This window comes from Polynucleobacter sp. AP-Nino-20-G2, from assembly GCF_018688235.1.
Lineage (GTDB): Bacteria > Pseudomonadota > Gammaproteobacteria > Burkholderiales > Burkholderiaceae > Polynucleobacter.
Genome location: NZ_CP061313.1, coordinates 878604 through 900212, shown reverse-complemented (window position 1 = coordinate 900212; position 21609 = coordinate 878604). Strand labels below are relative to the sequence as shown.

Sequence of the window (21609 nt, the reverse complement as noted above, 5' to 3'; positions counted from 1 at the left end):
GAATTTGACAATAAAAAAGCCCCGGTTAAGGGGCTTAGTTATTTGTTGTAGCAGCTCAAGCAGTTTAAATCTCAAGGATTTTGGCGGAGACGAGAGGATTCGAACCTCCGATCAGAGTTTTAGCCCCGATGCTCCCTTAGCAGGGGAGTGCCTTCGACCAGCTCGGCCACGTCTCCCTACTTGATGCCTTTACAACGCCCCACAGTTTAACGGATTCCGTCAGCCGCGGGGATTTACAGCTTTTTTACTGCAATTTCTTACTTTTGATCGAGCTCGAAAGCCTTATGCAAGGCGCGTACAGCCAATTCCATGTACTTCTCGTCAATCACTACAGAAATCTTGATTTCACTAGTGGAGATCATCAAAATATTGATACCCTCCTCTGACAATGTACGGAACATCTTGCTAGCGATACCCACATGGGAGCGCATTCCAACGCCAACCACGGAAACCTTGGAGACCTTAGGATCACCAGTAATTTCCTTGGCTTCAATATGGGACTGAACATTATTTTTGAGCAAGTCCAAGGCCTTTTGGTAATCGGCGCGCGGTACTGTGAAAGTGAAGTCTGTCTTACCTTCAAATGACTGATTCTGAATGATGATATCTACATCGATATTGGCATCAGCGATCGGACCCAAAATTTGATAGGCAATTCCTGGACGATCAGGAACTCCAAGAACGGTAATTTTTGCTTCATCACGCGCAAAGGCGATACCGGAAATTACTGCAGCTTCCATGGTGCTGTCCTCTTCAAATGTAATCAAGGTGCCCGACTTCATCTCTTGATCAAGTGGCATCAAAGGATCTGTCAATGATGACAGAACACGGGTTTTAACTTTGTACTTACCAGCAAACTCAACTGAACGAATTTGCAATACCTTTGAGCCCAAGCTGGCCATTTCCAGCATCTCTTCAAAGGTGATCTTGTCCAAGCGACGCGCATCTTCACAGACACGTGGATCAGTGGTGTAAACACCATCTACGTCTGTATAGATCAAGCACTCATCCGCTTTTAATGCTGCAGCCATGGCTACCGCTGAGGTATCAGATCCACCACGACCTAAAGTAGTGATGTTGCCATTAGGATCAACACCCTGAAACCCGGTAACAACCACTGCTCTACCCGCATTGAGATCGGCTAGAATTTTTTTATCGTCAATGCTCTTGATGCGTGCCTTGGTAAATGCAGAGTCGGTGTGAACCGCCACCTGCCAACCAGCGTAACTCACTGCATCGATACCCTCACGCAAAAGCGCTAGAGCCAAGAGCCCTGAGCTAACCTGCTCACCTGTAGATGCAATTTGATCCAGCTCGCGCGGATTGGCATCTGGATTAATGTCTTTTGCCAAGCCGAGTAAGCGATTAGTCTCACCCGACATGGCGGATGGAACCACCACTACTTGATGGCCAGCGCGCATCCACTTGGCAACACGTTTAGCGACATTCTGAATGCGCTCGACCGAGCCCATTGAGGTGCCACCATATTTATGAACGATAAGAGCCATAAAAAACCGTTGTATTGTTGAGGAACAGGGAATCACATTCCCTGGGGTCTAAAAGGGGCTTATTTTACAGGGTTTTATGGGCAGGCTACGTGTTCACAGACCACTCGGGCATGACCCTCTTGCCGCTCGAACACAAATGCGGGTAACTCACTCCCACGCCCGCCACGGCGACTAGCTCGCCATCGATATAGAGCAAGGGTGCCTGCCGCTCCCAAGGAGGGATATCAGCCTCCTGAAAGAGATTCTTGAGGGTTTTATGAGGGGTATTTGCCTTTAACTGAATTTTTTCAGCGCCCTGGCGAGATTTTTGCTCCACGAGCCCTCGCTCTTCAGCATCCTTTACCCAAGCGGCTGGTAAGCCTGGCTTTTTGCTATTTCCTGCAATAGCCTTAAAAATCCAGCGGCCAGAATGAGTCTTGACGATCTGGAGCACCCCGCGCCAGAGTCGAATGCTGGTGTCATCGTGCAACCATTCCAAAGCAGCGCCAGGCTGAACTTTGCTGAGATCTAAGTACCAGGAATCAAGGCGCTCCTGGGATGGCATTGCTAAGCCATTCAACTTGAGCCAATATCGCAAGAGATTATTTGCAGCTGCCCTATCTTGAAGATGAAGCTTCAACAGGGGTGCAAGCTTTAAGGCGCCCGTAAGAAGAATATTTTTACCATCTTGCCGAGCGAGTCGATCTAGTAAAGTTTGTGCCTCAGCAAGCAAGCCTGCACTGCGCGCTAGGTTAGCAACCGCTTCAGGCTGGATCTTGGCAAGCTTTGGAATAACTTGCTTACGGATGGCATTGCGACGATAGCGCGAGTCTTGATTGCTAGGGTCTTCAATCCACTTTAGCCGATGTGCTTTTGCATATGCCTCGAGATCTGCTCTGCTTTGATTTAAGAGCGGCCGCCATAAGGTAATGGGATGCCCATGCTCCGCATGAATGCGTTGCTCAGGCATTCCGGATAAGCCAGCCACCCCGGCGCCTCGCAATAACTGCAGAAGAATGGTTTCAGCCTGATCATTTTGATGATGGGCTAACAGAAGATCTTCAATCTGGTGCTCAGCACAGAGTTCAGCCAATGCTTCGTACCGCCCTGCTCTTGCCCGCGCCTCGATGTTGCCCGTTGATTGGTCAGCGAAATGCAGCAAGCGGAAATCAAATTGGGCTTGATATTTTTTAGCTAAGCTCTCGCAGAAAACTAGCCACTGATCAGCGGGCTTTTGTAAGCCGTGATGAATATGGAAAACCCAAACTTCGGTATGGAGTTCGGGATTATTTCTTGAACTTGCTTGCGCAGCCTTGCAAACCGTATCGAGCAATACAACCGAATCGAGGCCGCCACTAAGGGCTACCGCGATTCGTTTAGCCATATTTTGGCCAACGTTAAGACTTGGCTTCGATTTCCTTGAACTTGCCATAGCTCATTAAGCGCTCATGGCGACGCTCGAGTAGCGCATCCACTTTCATACCATCGAAAGTTTTGAGGGACTCAGCTAGCGCCTTACGCATATTCGCCATCATAGTCTCGTAATCACGATGGGCACCACCAGTAGGCTCGGCAACAATCTTATCGATCAGACCTAGCGTCTTCAAACGTTGGGCGGTTAAACCCAGTTGCTCTGCTGCTTCAGGCGCCTTCTCCGCAGTCTTCCACAGAATAGAAGCGCAGCCTTCTGGCGAAATAACTGAGTAGGTTGAATTTTGGAGCATGAGCACTACATCACCCATGGCAATAGCCAAGGCACCCCCAGAACCGCCCTCGCCAATAATGGTGGCAATAATAGGCACCTCGAGCTCTGCTTGAACATATAAGTTTCGCCCAATCGCTTCTGACTGATTGCGCTCTTCAGCATCAATACCAGGGAACGCTCCAGGCGTATCAACAAAAGTGAATACAGGTAGCTTGAATTTTTCTGCCAAGCGCATTAAGCGCATCGCCTTACGATAACCTTCGGGACGACTCATGCCAAAGTTTCTTAAGGCGCGCTCTTTAGTATCACGCCCCTTTTGATGGCCGATCACCATACAAGGCTGATTATCAAATCGCGCCAAGCCAGCAACAATGGATTGATCATCTGCAAAATTACGATCGCCATGCAACTCATGGAAATCTGTAAATAACGCATTCACATAATCCAAGGTATAAGGACGCTGTGGATGACGAGCCACTTGTGAAACTTGCCATGGCGTCAGATTGGCATAAACATCTTTAGTCAGTTGCTGACTTTTTTCGGTAAGTGTTTTGATCTCGTCGGAAATATCTACAGATGATTCATCTTGCACAAATTGCAGCTCTTCAATCTTTGACTCTAGTTCAGCGATTGACTGCTCAAAATCCAGGAAAGTCGTTTTCATAGCTTGATTTTAATATTCAACGGGGATGGGGTCGATACTTCTCCACATATACCAGGTGGCAACCGTGCGCCAAGGGGCCCAATTTGCAGCCACTTCGCGAGCTTCATGCCGGCTAACAGGCTCTCCACTGAAGTAATTGAGGGAAATTGCCTTGATTAGACCCACATCATCCAAAGGGAGGATATTAGGGCGAACCATGTTGAAAATGAGGAACATTTCCGCAGTCCAGCGTCCAATTCCCCGAATTGCGCTCAATTCCTTAATGATCGCCTCATCTTCCATACCCTTCCACTGATTGGCATGTAATCGACCAGAATCGAAGTGCTCAGCCAAATCTCGGATGTATTCAACCTTACGACCAGAAAGGCCTGCGGCGCGCAATTCTTCAACTGTGAGGGCCAAAATATTCTTGGGCGTGACTTTCTTTTTGAGAGTCAAGAGCATTTTATTCCAAACTGACTGGGCCGCTGCTACAGAAATTTGCTGACCAACTATAGATCTTGCGAGAGTGCCAAAAGCATCTCCCCGAGTCATTAAAAAACCAGCGCCATATTGAGGAATGATTTTTCGCATAATACGATCATGCTTCATGAGTTCGGCGCAAGCTTGCTCCCAATATTCAGGAGCCACTTCTTCAATCACGATCTGCTCTGCTGCTTTACTCAAAATAAATCCACTAGTTGATTTCTTATTCGCTTGATATTGATGATCAACAGACCCTAGGCTCTGCGCCACTCGGTAATGCCGCCTGGTTTATCTTCCAATACTACGCCCTGCTCTAATAATGTCTTGCGAATCAAATCAGCCCTAGCAAAATCTTTTGTTTGTTTAGCGGCAACTCGAGCAGAAATCTGCTCTTCAATTGCTTGCGCATCCAAGGCTTCATCGCCACCGCGAGATCCTGATTGCAAAAATACGGTTGGGTCTCGCTGCAAGAAATTCAGCGCTCCCGCGAGGCCTTTTAAAACATGGGCTAACTCTGATTTTTCAGCGCCTTGCGTACGATTTACTTCACTCGCTAAATCAAACAACACTGCGATCGCTTCAGGCGTATTGAAATCATCATTCATTGCATCCGTAAATCGTTTAGCCCACGAGGAATGTAGATCAACCGGCTTATCTAATGCTGGGACCTGGGCCAAAGCGGTATAGAGCCGCAGTAGGCCTGAGCGCGCCTCCTCAAGCTGAGCATCGCTGTAATTAATAGGACTACGGTAGTGAGCGCGCAACATAAAGAAACGCAACACCTCTGGATCAAAGTTCTTGAGCACATCGCGAATCAAAAAAAAGTTACCAAGAGATTTGGACATCTTCTCTTCATTTACTCGAATGTGTCCGTTATGCATCCAGTAATTTACAAAAGGCTGGTAATCCGCTTTGTGGTTCTGGCCATATAAAGCACCCTCACTTTGAGCGATTTCATTTTCATGATGCGGAAACTGCAGATCAGCACCACCACCATGAATATCAAAATGTTCGCCCAGAAGATCGCAAGACATCGCAGAGCACTCGATGTGCCAGCCTGGACGACCTTCGCCCCATGGGGACTTCCAGCGTGTATCCGCTGGCTCTTCCGCTTTTGCGCTCTTCCACAATACAAAATCCAATGGGTCACGTTTTCCGCCACCAATCGCGACGCGTTCACCAGCATTTAATTCATCTAAAGACTTGCCTGATAGGCGACCATATTGCGGAAAAAGGCGCACAGCAAAATTCACATCGCCGTCATCGCCTTGATACGCTAATTCTTTTTCAACTAGGCGCCCAATAATGCCCTGCATTTGCGCAATGTAATCCGTAGCCCTTGGCTCATGATCTGGGTGCATTAAACCAAGCTCATCAGAGTCGGCATGCATTGCATCGATAAAGCGTTGCGTCAAGGCCGCAATAGGCTCACCATTCTCAATAGCGCGGTTAATGATTTTGTCGTCAATATCGGTGATATTGCGAACATAAGTCACCTCATAGCCGCTAGCCCGCAACCACCGCACCACCATATCGAACACAATCATTACCCGCGCATGCCCAATATGGCAAAAGTCATAAACCGTCATGCCACAGACATACATCTTGACCTTGCCCGGTTCGATGGGTTTGAAGGCCTGCTTGGAACGACTCAGAGTGTTATAGATTTGCAGCATAGGGGCTATAAAGGTGGGGCAAGTAGCGCCAATTTGTTAGACTGAGCGCTGAGTATATCGAATGAGCCAGTTTTCTACCCCTCCCCCTTATGTTATTTAACGTCTCAGTAATCCCAGTTGCAGTACGCAGAGCCCTTGTGGGGGTCACCAGCTTCGCCTTCGCCCTTGTAACGATGGTTGGGTGCAGCACCCCGGGCCAACAGCTGGCTGAGGCTGAAATTAAGGCCGCGAACACCAATTGTGCTTGTGAAGCTGCAAAAACAGCCCCCCAGCCGTATTTGGGCTCTTACAACCCAGGAGAACCCCCTAGACTCTCTACAAATGCTTCAGCCTATGACCAGTTCAACCCAGAGCTCTCAGACTCTGTTGCGGTGCCTTTTCTCTCATTTCTGATTATTGAACCGGACCCAGTAACTAAAAATGGTGTCCCATCAGATATCGAAAAGCAAATTAAGGCCAAGAGATATCCTGAGGCGATCGACCTCATTAATCTGCAACTCAATAAAACCCCAAGAAATGTCCAGTTACGCTACGTCAAAGCCCGCCTTCAAATCGAGTTGCGCCAATGGACTGCAGCCAAAAAAACCTTAATTGAAATTACTCAACAGTTCCCTGAATTACCTGAGCCTTATAACAACTTAGCCGCACTAGCCGCAAATCAAGAAAACTGGATTGAGGCCAGAGATTATTTAGAGCTTGCTCTTAAACTCCGCCCTACCTATGCGACCGCCTCAGCGAATTTAGGAGAGGTTTATATTCGCCTTGCTGCTCAAGCTTACGATAATGCCGGCAGAGATGCCACGCTAAACCAACGCCAATACACCAATCGCGCTAAAGCACTAATGGAAATATTGAAGCCTCAAAAAAGAGCAACTCCTGTAGTCGCTCCTGTGGCTCAATAGATATCCTTTGATTCATTCTCCATCTTTTTAATACTCATTCATTAACCAACATCTTAGAAAGTCGATCACATCATGGCTAAAGTTCTCCTCAAAACCAACAAGGGTGACATCACTCTCACACTCGATGCTGTTAAAGCGCCAAAGAGCGTTGCTAACTTTTTGCAATACGTTAAGAGCGGTCACTATGACGGCACCATTTTTCATCGTGTCATCGATAACTTCATGATTCAAGGCGGCGGCATGACTGCTGGCATGAAGCAAAAGCCAACCGGTACCGAGATCGAGAATGAAGCAAACAATGGACTCAAAAACGAACGTGGCACAGTAGCAATGGCTCGCACGAGTGATCCTCATTCCGCTACAGCCCAGTTTTTCATTAACGTCAATGACAATGACTTTTTGAATCACACAGCCCAAAATGCTCAAGGTTGGGGTTATGCGGTATTTGGAAAAGTCACTGACGGACTCGATGTGGTCGATACCATTCGCAAAGTCAAAACTGGTAGCGCAGGCTTTCATCAAGACGTTCCTACTGAAGATGTTGTGATTGAGAAGGCAACCGTTCTCGAGGAATGATTCCGCAATACGCGAGCGCCCTGCTCATTTCCGACTTACATCTCACGCCGTCAATGCCCCTGACGGCCCAACGTTTTTTCGACTTCTGTGAAAAAGATGCTCCCAAAGTAGAGGCTGTATTTATTTTGGGAGATTTATTTGAGTATTGGGTTGGCGATGATGCAGCTTTGCAATCTCCATTCCAGCAAGAGGTCAAGCGCGCGCTAGCGACACTATCCACCAAGGTAAAAACGTATTACCTGCACGGTAATCGCGATTTTCTAATTGGCAGTGACTTCATCAGCAAAACAGGCATGACCTTGCTGCAGGATCCATCAAAGATTAATATCGCTGGCAGCGATTATGTGATTGCTCACGGCGATGCTTTGTGCACTGCGGATGTGGGGTACCAAGTCTTCCGAGGATGCGTACGCAAGCCTTGGATTCAGAAACTATTTCTCAGGCTACCTTTGCATTGGCGCCGATCTATTGCAAATCATTTGCGCAGCAATAGCGGGGCTCAGTATCAACGCGCCCCACACTCTTTGGAAACGCTTACACAAGTAAAAACCAATGTCACCAATATCGCATGCGCCGCAGTACTTAGGGATCAGGCTGGAGATAAGCTCATCCATGGGCACACGCACTTACCAGCGCATCACCACGAAAAACTACAAGAGCAAGAATGGCAACGCTGGGTCTTGTCCGACTGGGATTTAGATCACCCTGAAAGCGCACCACCTAGGGCAAGTGCGCTACTCATAGATCAAGATGGGGTGCGTTACAGCAATTTAATCAAGACCTAGACGAGGTTCATCAGTCTGGATTGAGTCAGATTAGCAGGTCGAATATTTAGACAGGCATTGCACCATCTGAGCAAAGATACGGGGATTTGCACACATTACTTCACCACTTTGCAAGAAGCCTTCTTCCCCACGGTAATTACCAATCAATCCACCAGCCTCAGTAATCAATAAAGCGCCTGCCGCCATATCCCATGGCTTGAGATCACTTTCAAAGAAACCGTCATAGCGACCAGCAGCTACATAAGCCAAATCTAAAGAGGCGGCGCCGGGACGGCGTAAGCCAGCGCATTGGCGCGACATGTCTGCAAAGATTTTTAAATACTTTTCGAGATCTTGATCATCGCGGTATGGAAAGCCTGTACCCAGCAAAGAATTTGCGAGACGATCCTGAGTGGCAACACGCAAACGCCGACGATCCAAATACGCACCAGCGCCACGCGTTGCAGTAAAAAGTTCATCGCGATTAGGGTCATATACAACCGCTTGTTGTGTAACACCATTGACTGTCAAAGCAATCGAAATCGCATACTGTGGAAAGCCGTGAATGAAATTCGTAGTGCCGTCTAAAGGATCAATGATCCAAACATTTTCAGCATCCGTATTTTGAGCGCCAGTTTCTTCAGCCAAAAATCCATGGCTTGGATAGGCCTCGCTAAGCGTCTCAATAATGGCCGCTTCAGCTTGTTTGTCCACCTCAGTTACGAAGTCATTATGTTGTTTGCGGTCAACCTGAAGTCGCTCTAAATTGAGAGACGCTCTATTAATGACGGTTCCGGCACGACGGGCAGCCTTGACGGCCACATTTAACATGGGATGCATAGTTTTGATGGACAAATTAAATAAGAACGAGCTCAGCATATTGCAAAGTGCGTCACAATAAGGAGCTAACACCCTGATTCTAAACGATTGCCCCCTAAAGTGCCCATAACGAAGTAGCCCACACCCCATATGAATAGCTCTCAAGCTCAATTAATACGCTGGGTACTCGTCGAGACCAGCCATCCCGGAAACGTAGGTTCAGCCGCGCGGGCGCTCAAAACCATGGGCTTTAGCGACCTCCGCTTGATTCAACCCAAAATCCCTGGCGTTGCCCATGAGCCTGAGGCAATTGCCCTGGCAAGTGGCGCGGTAGATATCTTGGAATCGAGCCAAGAATCTCATTCCCTAGCCTTGGCAGTACAAGATTGCAGCCTCGTTTTAGGCCTTACTAGCCGCGACCGTGAATTCGGCCCCCCGGCTTTGGGTTGGGAGGATGTCCGCCCACTTATACAAGCCGCAACGGGCAACGGGCAGAACGTAGCCCTAGTCTTTGGCCCAGAGCGTACTGGACTGGACAACGAGCACCTGTCTTTATGCACACACCGCGTTTGGCTTGATGCCAACCCTGCCTACCCTTCCCTCAACCTTGCGCAAGCCATGATGGTATGCGCCTTTACTCTCAGGGAGGCATTGGGTAAAAGCTCCAGTACAAGCACCCCAGAGCCAGATTCTGCAGACTATGCGGATCCTGCGGCCGTTCTGGCAATGCTGGACCACTGGCGCCAGGGTTTGGAGGCAATCGGCTACCTTGATCCGGCTAACCCAAAGAAACTAATGCCGCGACTCCAAGCTCTCTTTGCCAGAAGTCGCCTTCACAAGGAAGAGATCGACCTCTTGCGGGGGATCGCTAAACAGATGCTTCTTAAAAAATAAATTCAGGCTTTACCGTTAAAATCGCCTGATGTTTAATACGCTTTTCGACCAAGTCGACTCCATCATTGTTCGAGATCCTGCCGCCAGAAATCGCCTGGAGGTCATCACCTGCTATCCAGGCCTGCATGCGGTATGGATACATCGGGTATCCCACAGCTTATGGAATCTCGGCTTGAAATGGATTGCACGCTTGCTATCTATGATTTCTCGCTGGATCACCGGTATTGAGATTCATCCGGGGGCAAAAATTGGGCGTCGCGTATTCCTAGATCATGGTTTAGGCATTGTGATTGGCGAGACTACAGAAATTGGTGATGATTGCACGATCTATCAAGGCGTCACCTTAGGCGGAACTTCTTTATACAAAGGTGTAAAGCGTCACCCGACTTTAGGTAAAGGTGTGGTTGTGAGTGCCGGCGCTAAAGTGCTCGGCGGCTTTACCGTTGGAGATGGCGCGCGCGTAGGATCCAATGCTGTTGTTCTAAAAGAGATCCCCGCTGGTGCTACCGCTGTTGGAATTCCAGCTCGAATTCTGCACCCAGATCTTCCTCAAGTAGCCAGCACAGACAGCAAGACAAAAGAGTATTTCTCCGCCTACGGAGTCACGCCAAATGTAGATGATCCAGTATCGATGGCGCTGAAAGGCTTGATTGATGCCACGCTCGAACAGGAGGCAAAGATTGCCGTTCTAGAAAAAGCCTTGGCAAAATTAAGTAATGCGCCGGCAACAAGCCAAGATACTGGTGAAGCGAGCGATACAAAGCGCGACCTAGGCGCGCTTAAAGAATGGCTTAAGGAATAAAAAGGTAGACTGCAAGCGCGAGGAGGAAATCCCTCGCCTGGAATTAGTGCAAGGTTGGTGAAGAACTACCTGCACCAGAAATATCGCCAGTGAAGTCATCATCGGCATCGTCGTCATCCGGCATGCCAAATGCAAAACCTTCGCTACCTTCGGGATGGCGATTTTCGATCTCCTCATCGGTAGCAGCACGAACATCCTCAACTTGTACCCAGAAACGCAAAGCCATACCTGCAAGCGGATGATTTCCATCAAGCACTACTTGACTATCGGCAACATCGGTCACCGTATAGATCAAGGGCTCATCATCCACATCAGTCGTATTGTTTTCTTCTTCAGAGTCTGGAACGCCTTCAAATTGCATTCCAACCTCAAGCGGCTCTGGAAAGCGTGCTCGTGGCTCAATCTTCAAAAGCTCAGGGTCATACTCACCAAAAGCCTCGCTCGGCTCAAGCTGAATACTGGCCTCATAGCCTATATCTTGACCATCTAACACTGTCTCAATCTTCGGGAAAGTACCCTCATAGCCACCATGCAGGTATACCATCGGAGAATCTGGTTCCTCGATAATATTGTTTTGCGCATCAGTTAACTTATAGCGTAGGGATACAACCGTATTTTTTTCGATCTTCATGCGTAATTCATTCAACATTGTGTTTTAAACAGCTTCTTATATTTACTTTATGACCTCATTTTACTTGAGCAAGCCCTACCAACCCCCTCAGGCACCCCAAACCCTTCTCCTAGGCCACCCATGGGCCCTATTGGGCGGAATGAGTCCCGAGAAGTTCATGAAAGACTATTGGCATAAAAAGCCGCTATTAGTCCGTGGAGCTATTCCCGCGTTTAATCTTGCCAAAAAATTAAACGAGCCCCTGGGGAGCGCCATCAGCCCCGCAGAATTATTTAAGCTAGCCAGTAATGAAGATGTGGAATCTCGATTGATCAAATCAAAGCCTTGGAGTTTTACTGAGGGACCCTTCAAGCAAAAATCCCTTCCTTCCTTGGAAGCGCGCGACTGGACCTTATTGCTACAGGGCATGGAAGCAAGACATCCTGCTGCTGCAAAAGTGCTGTCTTGGTTTCGCTTTATTCCAGATGCGCGCTTAGATGACCTCATGATTAGCATCGCAGGTCCTGGCGGCGGCGTTGGCCCGCATTTTGATTCCTATGATGTTTTTTTAATTCAGATGGCCGGGCGCAGACGTTGGCGAATATCTGAACAAAAAGATCTTAGCCTCAACCCCAAGCTTCCTCTCAAAATTTTGCAAAACTTTACCGTCGAGCAAGAATGGGATTTGGAACCGGGTGACATGCTTTATCTCCCGCCACACGTGGCGCATGATGGAATCGCACTTAATCCAGGATGCCAAACTTGGTCGGTCGGATTTAGAGCGCAAAGCTATAAAGAGTTATTACAAGAAGGTTTGTGGCGCCTCGCCGAATCACTCGAAGATATTCCTGAACTAGAAAAACGTTTTGCCGATCCAAAACAAAGAGCGACGCATGCTGCAGAGCAACTTCCCGAAGAGATCGTTCGTCAATTAAAAAGAAAATTGCAAGATTTGAAACTGGATCAAATAGAAACTTTTCTCCCTGGTATCGCCGCCTATCTTAGCGAACCCAAACCTCAGGCATTTTTCAACGGCACAGAAGTATCTCTTAGTGAATTCATACAATTACTGACCCAGCACGATCTTACCCCCCACCCTCAAACACGGCTACTGGCTCTTGGTAAAACCATTTTTTGCAACGGTGAGAACATGACAAGCGGGCAGCCCAGCGAGACGCAAAAAGCCTGGCGCTTGCTCGCTGGCAAGAAGCTGCTAAAGGCGGGCAAGGGCCGAAAAATTGAGCTTGATAGCACCCTACTTGAAGCCTATCATGCTGGCTGGCTGGTTTTTCAGCAGTAAATCTGGAGATGGCTATAATCATTACTGGAAAGTACCTAAGGGTTTCCCTGTGCAATCCAAGCATCAATTACCGGTAATTAATGATAATTTTTTAAGAGGAAATTACAAATGAAGAAGTCACTCGTACTCGTAGCAATGTTTGCAATCGCTTTGGCCGCTTGCGGTAAAAAAGAAGAAGCAAAACCTGTAGAAGCTGCTCCTGCTGCTGCTCCAGCTGCTCCTGCTGCTGAAGCTCCTGCTGCTGCTCCAGCTGCTCCTGCTGCTGACGCTAAGAAGTAATCTTCTCTTTGAAGAAAAAAAGCCGCTGCAAAGCGGCTTTTTTATTGTCTGCAATTTCTTGCGTATATCTATCAGCGAGTCAACTGCTCAGTAAGCAAGGTTAAGAGTTGCAAACCGGCGGCTGTATTTTCAGGTCTACCATCGGCATCCTGAACATACACGGTAGAAGAACTATCACCAGTCGATTTAACGACCACCAAGTATTTCTTCGCTTTTAGACTTGAGTCGTCTTTGCTACTAAAGAGATTAGAGAAGAAGCCTTTGGTATCACCCAAATCCTTTGGATTGACATAGCGCACGTAATAGACACCATTGGTGCGATTACGATCTTCAACTGTGAAATTCGAACGATCCAGTGCCAAGCCAGTATCACGCCAAGCACGATCAAATCCAGCAGCCATTTCGATATGGGCGGTGTTAGGGCCATCTTGAATGAGCTTTGCCTTCGGAGTCTTGGGACCCAAAGGTACTGCCACTTGAGCTTTAGCTTGCTCCTGAGTCATACCCAAGCGCTCCATCAAGCGTGCCAAAAAGATTGCCTCAAGCTCAGGATCATTGGGGCGAGCAGTCCAGATTGTGGAGATGCAATTACCAGTTGAGTCGGATGTACATTTTTCAATGGCGCCGCGCTGTGTGATGTAAATCTCCGTTTCACCAGGCTTTGAAACCTCTAGGCGTGTCTTATATTTATCACGCTCGCCAGTATCGTAAATGGAATCTAATGCGCTGCCCACAATAGAGCGGATGAAATCTTGAGAAATCTTCGCGCGATTCTCAGACCAATCTGTCTCCATGATTCCGGTAGACGGGGAATCGATTACCAATAAGAAACCATTTTCTTGCCAGAAATCTTTAATTTGTGGATAGAGCTCGGGTGCAGGTTTTTCAACAACCAGCCAACGACGCTCACCATCACGAGCAATACGCATACCCGGAATACCGGTCATCACATTCTTGCGTGTATCTACTGATTTTTTGACGGCAGCATTGTATTCAGACATGGTCGCAGTACCATCCTGAACGATATAGCGACGATCTGCCTGAGCAGTAATCAAGTCAGGTGGGTAAGCTAAATTCGGGCCGCGTACCGCCCCAGAAGACTTATAGTCCACCGTATCGTTGGTTGTTACAGATTTGCAAGCAACAACACCTAAAGTGGTAACTCCAATAACCAGGGTCATGGCGCCATACTGGCGCAGGAGTTGCATCAAATTCATCATAGTAAGCCGGCCTGTTTCATTGCAATCTTCAAAGGTTCACGCAAGGCAACGCTCAAAGGGGTTAATGGCAAACGAATTCCAGCGGTAATTTTGCCCATTTCATATAGAGCCCACTTCACTGGAATTGGATTTGCCTCAGTAAACATGGCCTTATGAACAGCCAAGAGTTGATATTGAATAGCGCGTGTTTTCACAACATCATCGGACATTGCGGCCTGGCAAAGGTCGTGCATTAAGCGTGGTGCGATATTGGCGGTAACAGAGATATTTCCCTTACCACCCATCAACATGAGCAAAGCGGCGCTAAGGTCATCGCCAGAAAAAACGGAGAAATCTTCGTGGCCAGCACGCTTTAAATCAGCAAGCAACAAGGTACCGCGCTCAATACTGCCAGTAGCATCTTTAATCCCGATTACACCAGGAACGCCCGCTAAACGAACGACAGTCTCACCCGCTAAATCAGCAACAGTTCTACCGGGTACGTTGTAAAGGATGACCGGGAGATCTACCGACTCAGCAATTTTCTTGAAGTGGGCATACATACCCTCTTGAGTTGGCTTGTTGTAATAAGGGACCACTTGGAGGCTGGCATCAGCACCAACCTCTTTAGCAAAACGGGTCAATTCAATAGCTTCAGTCGTTGAGTTTCCACCCGTGCCAGCAATCACAGGGATTCTTCCAGCGATATGTTCAACCGTGGCTTTAATCAGCTCACAATGCTCTTCAACCGATACCGTTGGAGACTCACCGCTAGTGCCGACAATCACAATGCCATCCGAACCTTCAGCAACATGCCAGTCCAACAAAGAACGCAAAGCTGGAAAGTCCAAGCTTCCATCCTCAAACATCGGCGTCACTATAGCCGGCATGCTGCCAGCAATGGGCTTTTTACTTCCTTTAGATTGAGCTGTATTTGTCACCGAATATGCACCGATTTTTAGCTATATTAACCATGAAATTGTAACGGAATGCGCCCTTTTAAATGCCCTTTTAAATGCCCTTTTACGGCACATATACGCTGAACCATAGCTGGTTTGGGTTGATCGAGGTAAATATCCTCATAGGCAATCACTTTTAGACCTGATGATGCTGCCAAACCAAGCAATTCTGCGGGTTTTAGAAGGAAATTGGGGTTAGAGGGTTTGCCAAACTCAGCATTTCCTTCGGCAAAGGTTTCATAGATCAAAACACCCCCATCCACCAACATCTTTGGAAGTTGCTCTAGAAAGGGTCGATAAAGGTAATTAGTCACCACAATCCCGGCAAATTGCAGGCCTTGCAATGGCCAAGTTTCACCCTCTAGATTTTCTTGCCGCGGATGAATCAATGAATCACTCCATTGCTGTATGGCATTGATATCCTGATCAACAGCCAACACCGAATAACCTAAAGAGGCCAAGAGAGCAGCGTTTCTTCCACCGCCACAGGCTAAATCCAGGACGGAACCTTCTTTGGGAATCGATAAGGCAAAACGCTTCACCCAAGGTGAAGCGTCCAGCAAAACATCGTGCGCATTAGTCAAATCTATCTCGCGCTTAATCGTAAGCTAGGCCCATTGACTCGCGAACCTCGCGCATCGTTTCTTGGGCAACTTTGCGAGCCTTATCGCAACCATCCGCAATAATCGAACGCAAAAGACTTGGATCATCCAAATACTTCTGGGCACGCTCAAACATCGGCTGTTGTTCAGCAAGAATCGCATCAATCACCGGCTGCTTACATTCCAAGCAACCAATTCCAGCAGACTGGCATTCTTTTTGCACCCAAGCCTTAGTATCTTCGCTGGAATACACCGTATGCAACTGCCAAACTGGGCAGCGCGCAGGATCACCTGGATCGGTTCTGCGAACACGCGCCGGATCCGTTGGCATCGTACGAATCGAGCGAATCACCTCTTCCGGCTTCTCGCGAATGCTGATCGTATTTCCATAAGACTTGGACATCTTCTGGCCATCGATACCAGGCATACGAGAAGCTGTTGTTAGCAAAGCCTGAGGCTCTGGCAGAATAATTTTGCGAGCGCCTTCTAAGAAACCAAATAATCTCTCACGATCGGCCATCGAAAGGCTTTGCGCTTCCTGCAGTAAGGCTTTCGCTTGCTCAAGAGCTTCGTCATCTCCACGCTCCTGAAAAGCGACACGCAATTCAGCGTACATCTTGGCACGCTTGCTACCCAATTTTTTAACTGCCTCAAGCGCCTTCTCTTCAAAACCTGGCTCGCGACCATAGAGATAGTTAAAACGACGGGCTACTTCACGAGTCATCTCCACGTGCGGAATTTGATCCTCGCCTACCGGCACAAATTGCGCGCGGTAAATCAAAATATCAGCAGCCTGCAACAATGGGTAACCCAAGAAGCCATAAGTCTGTAAATCCTTTTCTTTTAACTTTTCGATTTGGTCTTTGTAGGTCGGCACACGCTCAAGCCAACCCAAAGGCGTACCCATCGACAGCAATAGAAAGAGTTCAGCGTGTTCAGGAACCTTGCTTTGTATAAATAAAGTAGCCTGGTTAGGATCAACACCACAGGCCAACCAATCGATCACCATATCCCATACGGACTGCTCAATCACATCCGGAGTTTCATAATGAGTGGTCAACGCATGCCAATCGGCCACGAAAAAGAAACAGGGGTACTCGGACTGCAAGCGTACCCAGTTCTTTAAAACACCATGGTAGTGGCCTAAATGCAAACTACCAGTTGGTCGCATGCCAGAGAGAACGCGTTCAGCAAACATCTTGATCTTTATTCTTTAAAAGTAATTAAAACAGGTTGAGGTGTGAGAAATTTATCAATGAAACATCGACCATACAGGTGTCAGGTGATCAGGCAAGCGTGGCAAAGCACCTAGATCAATATAACTCTCTTCGGGATCATGAAAATCTGAACCCCGCGAAGCCAAAAATCCATAATGCTGGGCAATCTTGCCATAGGTCTGATATTGGCTCGGACTATGGCTACCGGTAATCACCTCAATTGCCATGCCACCAATCTCCTTGAAATGCTTATAGAGCTCATCCATCTGCATGGCACTGAGTTTGTAGCGGCCAGGATGCGCAATCACGGCAACGCCACCAGCCGCTTTAATCCAAGCAACAGCTTCATCTAGGCTGGCCCACAAATGTGGCACGTAACCAGGCTTATCTTCGATAAGGTAGTTTTTAAATACATGGTCTGTATCACGGCACACCCCCTGCTCCACTAAAAAGCGGGCGAAGTGGGTGCGAGAAATTAATTCAGGATTACCAGCAAAATGCAGCGCGCCTTCATAGGCGCCAGGAATGCCCGCTTTGAGCAGTTGCTCAGCCATTAATTTGGCACGATTCCCCCGGCCATCGCGAGTACGGCGCAACCCCTCCAGAATCCCCGCATGGGCAGCATCAATTCCGAGACCAACAATATGAATGGTTTGCCCCATCCAAGTAACTGAAATTTCCACCCCCGCCAGATAATCCATTCCGAGTGCACTGGCCGCAGATCTTGCTCTAGCTTGACCACCAAGTTCATCATGATCAGTAAGGGCCCACAAATGCACCCCATTCGCATGGGCGCGCTCCGCCAATTCCTCGGGCGTCAAAGTCCCGTCGGAAACTACGGAGTGGCAATGTAAATCTGCGTTTAGGCTTGAAATACTGGTCATGACCCTATTTTAGGTCAAGCTGGTGTCAATTACACGACGAGGCGCATCTAGGTAATCGCGGGACTGCATCTCAATCAAGCGAGAAACCGTTCTGGAGAACTCGCTAGTGATCTGACCCTCGGTATAGAGCTCTGTTGCCGGAACCTCTGCGGAGATGATTAACTTGATCTTATGGTCATATAGGACGTCTATGAGCCAAATAAAGCGCCGAGCCTCATTAGTCATCCTGGGAGGCATATAAGGTGCGCCAGACAAAATCACCGTATGAAACTGATTAGCGATCTCCAAGTAGTCATTTTGAGACCTTGGACCACAACAAAGGGTTTGAAAATCAAACCAAACCACCCCCTCCGCCATGTGGAGAGGTCGCAATTCTCGGGACTCAATCCGCAATACTGGACGGACCGTTTCTTTTTGATTGCCAATCAACGTTTGGAACATCTGCATCAAGATCGCATGGGTTTGCGCATTGACGGGCGTGAGATATGCCTCAACCTGCGCCATCTGTACCCTGCGGTAATCATTACCCGCATCTACATTCATCACATCTAGCTTTTCTTCTAAAAGCTTAATTGCGGGCAATAGACGATCCCGATGCAAACCGTTTGGATAGAGTTCGCTTGGTTGATAGTTAGAGGTCATAACGAACTGAACGCGATCCTCAAAGAGCGCACTCAGCAAGCGATACAAAATCATCGCATCGGCAATATCGTTAATGTGAAATTCATCAAAACAAATTAAGCGGTAGCGCTTGGCAATTCGCTTTGATAGCTCATCCAATGGATCTGCTAAGCCTGATAATTCATGAAGTTCACGATGGACTTCGCGCATGAATTCATGAAAGTGAATTCGAATCTTTTTTTCCAAAGGCGAAGCGGCATAGAAGCAGTCCATTAAAAAGGATTTGCCACGGCCTACTCCACCCCATAGGTAAACACCACGGGGTAATTTTGGTTTAAAGAGCTTCTTTTTTAACCCGCTGCTGCGGATTTCTTTATAAGCAATCCACTCATCTTCGCAGCGCTGCAAACGCTCGATGGCGGCAAGTTGCGCGGGATCACTGTGATACCCGCGCGCCTTTAACTCTTGATGGTAAAACTCTAATGCTTTCAATTACATATTTAATGCACGTGAATCCGTCGCTAGAGCAGCTTCGCGCATCACCTCAGACAGGCTAGGATGCGGATGACAGATACGAGCAATATCCTCGGCAGCGGCTTTAAATTCCATTGCTACAGCTGCTTCGGCGATTAAATCAGATGCATTTGGTCCAATGATATGAACGCCAAGAATTTCGTCAGTCTTAGCATCAGCCAACACCTTAACAAAACCGTCAGCACGATCCATACCTAAAGCGCGGCCGTTTGCAGCAAATGGGAATTGACCCGCTTTGTAAGCAATGCCAGCTTCTTTAAGTTGTTGCTCTGTCTTGCCAACCCAAGCAATTTCTGGATCAGTGTAGATAACCCAAGGGATGCAGTTGTAATCGATATGCGGTTTTTGGCCGGCAATCACTTCAGCAACCAATACACCCTCATCTTCAGCTTTGTGGGCCAACATTGGTCCACGCACTACGTCACCTACGGCGTACACGCCAGGAGCCGCAGTTGCGCAAGTATGGTCGTCAATTGGAATGAAACCTCGCTCATCCACCTTGAGGCCGATCTTATCAAGACCCAACTTCTCAGTGTTTGGCACGCGACCAACAGAAACAATCAAGCGATCACACTCTAACTTCTGAGCCTTACCTTCGCTATCGGTGTAGTTAACCACAACACCTTTTTTATCTGCCTTCACTTCACCAATCTTAACGCCCATATTGATCTTCAAGCCTTGCTTGGTGAAAATCTTTTGCGCCTCTTTCGCAATACCTTGATCGCAAGCACCTAAGAAAGATGGGAGCGCTTCCAAGATAGTGACGTCAGAACCTACACGGCGCCATACAGAACCCAACTCCAAACCAATCACACCAGCGCCAATAACGCCAAGTTTCTTTGGAACAGAATCAAACTTCAGACCACCTTCGTTGTCGCTAATAAGAACATTATCGACGGGGATATTTGGCAAATGACGCGCTTTAGAGCCAGTCGCAATAATGACGTTCTTTGCGGTAACAGTTTCCTTGTCTTTGCCATCAATTTTCACTTGATAACCGTCAGCACTCTTACCCTCGAATGATGCATGACCTTTGAGCAAAGTAACTTTGTTCTTACGGAACAAGAACTGAATACCGGCAGTCATCTTCGTCACGATTGCATCTTTACGCGCAATCATCTTGTTTGAGTCCAGCTTCACAGACCCTACGGTTATGCCGTGATCGGCAACATGATGACTGATCTTCTCGAACTCCTCTGATGAAGCCAGCAACGCTTTAGAAGGAATGCAACCGACGTTCAAGCAAGTTCCGCCTAGACGTGGCTCACCCTTAGGATCGTCATACGCATTAGATTCTGCGCAAGCAACTTTAAAACCCAGTTGCGCTGCGCGAATTGCGGCGATGTAACCACCAGGGCCACCACCAATAACTAATACATCAAATGATTGGCTCATGATCTTCCCTCTTACAAATCAAGGAGGAGACGTGAAGGATCTTCCAACGCATCCTTCATCGCAACCAAGCCAAGAACCGCTTCGCGACCGTCAATGATGCGATGGTCATAAGACAAAGCCAAGTAGTTGATTGGTCGAATCACAATTTGGCCATTCTCAACAACAGCGCGCTCTTTAGTCGCATGGATGCCCAAGATTGCAGACTGCGGAGGATTGATGATTGGAGTAGACAGCATGGAGCCAAATACGCCGCCGTTAGAGATGGAGAATGTGCCACCAGTTAATTCCTCAATAGACAACTTACCTTCACGTGCCTTAACGCCAAACTCAGCAATCTTCTTCTCGATGTCAGCCAAGTTCATTTGATCAACGTCACGCAAAATTGGAACCACCAAACCACGTGGTGAGCTCACTGCGATACCGATATCAAAGTAACCGTGATACACAATGTCATTGCCATCAACAGAAGCGTTCAGCAATGGGAATTTCTTCAAAGCGTGTGTAGCTGCTTTAACAAAGAAAGACATGAAGCCCAACTTTACGCCATGAACTTTTTCAAACTGATCTTTGTACTTATTGCGCATTGCAATCACAGGAGCCATATTGACTTCATTGAATGTAGTCAAAATCGCATTGTTCGCTTGTGACTCAAGCAAACGCTCAGCAATACGAGCACGCAATCGGCTCATTGGTACGCGCTCTTCTGGGCGATCGCCCATAGGGATTGGTGCGCTTGGCAATGCAGCAGCTTTTGTGCCGCCAGCTACTGCATTGAGTGCATCACCTTTAGTAACGCGACCATCGCGACCAGAGCCGGCAACTTGACCAGCACTGATATTGTTTTCAGCAAGTATTTTTGCAGCAGATGGCGCCGCAGAAGCGCCAGCAGATTTAGCAGGTGCAGCAGCTGGAGCTGCTTTTGCAGGAGCGGCTGCAGGTGCTGGCGCAGCTGCTGCAGGAGCGGCAGTAGCTACCGCAGTACTATCAATCTTCGCGATCAACTGCTCAGCGACAACTGTGCCGCCGTCTGCAACAACGATCTCTGTCAAAACACCAGCAGAGGGAGCTGGCACTTCCAACACCACCTTGTCTGTTTCGATTTCAATCAAAATTTCATCTTGACCGACGGCATCGCCGACCTTCTTTTTCCATTGCAACAATGTAGCTTCAGCTACTGACTCGGAGAGTTGGGGAACTTTAACTTCAAAAATAGCCATGATTAATCCTATTTAGTGTTTGTGTATTGAGTGACGTC

Annotated in this window: 22 protein-coding genes and 1 tRNA gene; 7 read left to right on the top strand and 16 right to left on the bottom strand. The window is 47.9% G+C overall.

The features are described from left to right. Window positions 1-81: 81 nt before the first annotated feature. The 6 genes from FD960_RS04720 to cysS form a co-directional block, all read right to left on the bottom strand. Window positions 82-176: transfer RNA gene (locus FD960_RS04720), tRNA-Ser, on the bottom strand. An 81-nt stretch (window positions 177-257) separates the two neighbouring features. Then, a complete protein-coding gene (locus FD960_RS04715) occupies window positions 258-1508 on the bottom strand; it encodes an aspartate kinase (protein ID WP_215300334.1) in 1251 nt (416 codons plus the stop codon). An 85-nt stretch (window positions 1509-1593) separates the two neighbouring features. After that, entirely contained in the window at window positions 1594-2871 is a 1278-nt protein-coding gene (gene tilS / locus FD960_RS04710; RefSeq protein ID WP_251369853.1) for a tRNA lysidine(34) synthetase TilS, read from the bottom strand. Between the two features lie 13 nt (window positions 2872-2884). After that, on the bottom strand, window positions 2885-3856 hold the full coding sequence (locus FD960_RS04705) for an acetyl-CoA carboxylase carboxyltransferase subunit alpha (protein WP_215300330.1): 972 nt from the start codon (window positions 3854-3856) through the stop codon (window positions 2885-2887). 9 nt (window positions 3857-3865) lie between these two features. Further along, window positions 3866-4591 (bottom strand): DNA-3-methyladenine glycosylase, encoded by a 726-nt coding sequence (locus FD960_RS04700; protein WP_251369852.1) that lies wholly within the window; start codon window positions 4589-4591, stop codon window positions 3866-3868. Further along, a complete protein-coding gene (cysS, locus tag FD960_RS04695) occupies window positions 4576-5997 on the bottom strand; it encodes a cysteine--tRNA ligase (protein ID WP_215300328.1) in 1422 nt (473 codons plus the stop codon). The genes FD960_RS04700 and cysS overlap by 16 nt, the downstream gene beginning before the upstream one ends. Window positions 5998-6086: 89 nt before the next feature. Between cysS and FD960_RS04690 the strand changes: the two genes are divergently transcribed. The 3 genes from FD960_RS04690 (at window position 6087) to FD960_RS04680 (ending at window position 8260) form a co-directional block, all read left to right on the top strand. Further along, window positions 6087-6899 (top strand): lipopolysaccharide assembly protein LapB, encoded by an 813-nt coding sequence (locus FD960_RS04690; protein WP_215300326.1) that lies wholly within the window; start codon window positions 6087-6089, stop codon window positions 6897-6899. A gap of 72 nt (window positions 6900-6971) precedes the next feature. Beyond that, window positions 6972-7475 (top strand): peptidylprolyl isomerase, encoded by a 504-nt coding sequence (locus FD960_RS04685; protein WP_215300324.1) that lies wholly within the window; start codon window positions 6972-6974, stop codon window positions 7473-7475. Further along, window positions 7472-8260 (top strand): UDP-2,3-diacylglucosamine diphosphatase, encoded by a 789-nt coding sequence (locus tag FD960_RS04680; RefSeq protein WP_215300323.1) that lies wholly within the window; start codon window positions 7472-7474, stop codon window positions 8258-8260. Before FD960_RS04685 ends, FD960_RS04680 begins: the two co-directional genes overlap by 4 nt. Before the next feature lie 30 nt (window positions 8261-8290). Here the strand turns inward: FD960_RS04680 and FD960_RS04675 are convergent, their stop codons facing one another. After that, window positions 8291-9079, bottom strand: coding sequence for an inositol monophosphatase family protein (locus FD960_RS04675; protein ID WP_215300321.1), 789 nt, complete (start codon window positions 9077-9079; stop codon window positions 8291-8293). A gap of 129 nt (window positions 9080-9208) precedes the next feature. Between FD960_RS04675 and FD960_RS04670 the strand changes: the two genes are divergently transcribed. Beyond that, window positions 9209-9952, top strand: coding sequence for an RNA methyltransferase (locus FD960_RS04670; RefSeq protein WP_215300319.1), 744 nt, complete (start codon window positions 9209-9211; stop codon window positions 9950-9952). 28 nt (window positions 9953-9980) lie between these two features. After that, a complete protein-coding gene (gene cysE, locus FD960_RS04665; RefSeq protein WP_215300317.1) occupies window positions 9981-10754 on the top strand; it encodes a serine O-acetyltransferase in 774 nt (257 codons plus the stop codon). 43 nt (window positions 10755-10797) lie between these two features. Here cysE and FD960_RS04660 read toward each other — a convergent pair whose 3' ends face one another. Continuing rightward, window positions 10798-11385 (bottom strand): peptidylprolyl isomerase, encoded by a 588-nt coding sequence (locus FD960_RS04660; RefSeq protein ID WP_215300315.1) that lies wholly within the window; start codon window positions 11383-11385, stop codon window positions 10798-10800. Between the two features lie 49 nt (window positions 11386-11434). Between FD960_RS04660 and FD960_RS04655 the strand changes: the two genes are divergently transcribed. Beyond that, window positions 11435-12664 carry a cupin domain-containing protein gene (locus FD960_RS04655; RefSeq protein ID WP_215300313.1) on the top strand — a complete coding sequence of 410 codons (1230 nt, stop codon included), beginning with the start codon at window positions 11435-11437 and terminating at the stop codon, window positions 12662-12664. A 108-nt stretch (window positions 12665-12772) separates the two neighbouring features. Further along, a complete protein-coding gene (locus tag FD960_RS04650; protein ID WP_215300312.1) occupies window positions 12773-12943 on the top strand; it encodes a hypothetical protein in 171 nt (56 codons plus the stop codon). A 71-nt stretch (window positions 12944-13014) separates the two neighbouring features. Here the strand turns inward: FD960_RS04650 and bamC are convergent, their stop codons facing one another. From bamC to odhB, 8 genes are all read right to left on the bottom strand, one after another. Then, window positions 13015-14163 carry an outer membrane protein assembly factor BamC gene (gene bamC / locus FD960_RS04645; protein WP_215300310.1) on the bottom strand — a complete coding sequence of 383 codons (1149 nt, stop codon included), beginning with the start codon at window positions 14161-14163 and terminating at the stop codon, window positions 13015-13017. Beyond that, window positions 14160-15032, bottom strand: a complete 873-nt coding sequence (gene dapA / locus FD960_RS04640; protein ID WP_215300599.1) for a 4-hydroxy-tetrahydrodipicolinate synthase — start codon at window positions 15030-15032, stop codon at window positions 14160-14162. Before dapA ends, bamC begins: the two co-directional genes overlap by 4 nt. A 77-nt stretch (window positions 15033-15109) precedes the next feature. Then, on the bottom strand, window positions 15110-15685 hold the full coding sequence (locus tag FD960_RS04635) for a class I SAM-dependent methyltransferase (protein ID WP_371817446.1): 576 nt from the start codon (window positions 15683-15685) through the stop codon (window positions 15110-15112). 13 nt (window positions 15686-15698) lie between these two features. Beyond that, window positions 15699-16901 (bottom strand): tryptophan--tRNA ligase, encoded by a 1203-nt coding sequence (locus tag FD960_RS04630; RefSeq protein ID WP_215300307.1) that lies wholly within the window; start codon window positions 16899-16901, stop codon window positions 15699-15701. Between the two features lie 54 nt (window positions 16902-16955). Beyond that, entirely contained in the window at window positions 16956-17804 is an 849-nt protein-coding gene (locus tag FD960_RS04625; protein ID WP_215300305.1) for a 3',5'-nucleoside bisphosphate phosphatase, read from the bottom strand. Between the two features lie 9 nt (window positions 17805-17813). Beyond that, window positions 17814-18917, bottom strand: coding sequence for a cell division protein ZapE (zapE, locus tag FD960_RS04620; protein WP_215300303.1), 1104 nt, complete (start codon window positions 18915-18917; stop codon window positions 17814-17816). Beyond that, window positions 18918-20354: a dihydrolipoyl dehydrogenase gene (gene lpdA / locus FD960_RS04615; protein ID WP_215300301.1), complete on the bottom strand. Its 1437-nt coding sequence runs from the start codon at window positions 20352-20354 to the stop codon at window positions 18918-18920. An 11-nt stretch (window positions 20355-20365) separates the two neighbouring features. Next, on the bottom strand, window positions 20366-21571 hold the full coding sequence (odhB, locus tag FD960_RS04610; RefSeq protein ID WP_215300299.1) for a 2-oxoglutarate dehydrogenase complex dihydrolipoyllysine-residue succinyltransferase: 1206 nt from the start codon (window positions 21569-21571) through the stop codon (window positions 20366-20368). Between the last annotated feature and the right edge of the window lie 38 nt (window positions 21572-21609).